The sequence below is a fragment of the Lysinibacillus parviboronicapiens genome (assembly GCF_003049575.1).
Classification (GTDB): domain Bacteria; phylum Bacillota; class Bacilli; order Bacillales_A; family Planococcaceae; genus Lysinibacillus; species Lysinibacillus parviboronicapiens.
Window position 1 is genome coordinate 1 of the sequence record NZ_PYWI01000095.1, and the last position, 633, is coordinate 633.

Annotated in this window: 1 protein-coding gene; it reads left to right on the top strand. The window is 38.9% G+C overall.

The features are described 5' to 3' along the window. A partial coding sequence (locus C9J35_RS23225; protein ID WP_167396056.1) for a transposase occupies positions 1-575 on the top strand: 575 nt, incomplete at its 5' end. Positions 576-633: the final 58 nt, after the last annotated feature.

The following is a 633-nucleotide window of genomic DNA, read 5'->3' on the forward strand; positions in this document are numbered from 1 at the left end:
TTGAAGCCGCGAAAAACTCTATCGGTCTGACAGAAGGAACACAGATGGCCCAACATGAAATTGCCACGCTCTTACGTCAGTATCGGTTATTAGAAACTGAAATTGAAACTGTTAATAATCAATTAGCAGAGATGGCACAAACAACAATAGAGTATGAAATACTGGCTTCAGTTCCTGGTTTAGGAGACGCGACAATAGTTGATTTACTATCAGAAGTAGGATGCTTCGCACTTTATGAAAATCCACGCCAACTTATAAAACTAGCGGGATTAACATTACGTGAAAGCTCGTCCGGCCAACATAAGGGACAAAAACATATTTCTAAACGAGGACGAAAGAAGCTCAGAAACACCCTATTCAAAGTAATAGTACCGCTAATTCGTCATAATGAAGCATTTAAACAGCTTCATGAATACTACACAACACGACAACAAAATCCCTTACGGGGAAAGCAGTCAATGGTAATACTCTGTGGTAAATTACTGAAGGTATTACATGGCATATGTAAAAAGAAAGTCTTTTTTAACGAGCAACATATGATGAAGGACCTCTACTGTCTCGTAGAGGCAGCGTAATCAATTCTTTCATCGAACTATAAAAAGAAGGATGACACGGAGAAGCCAGCAAAATAAC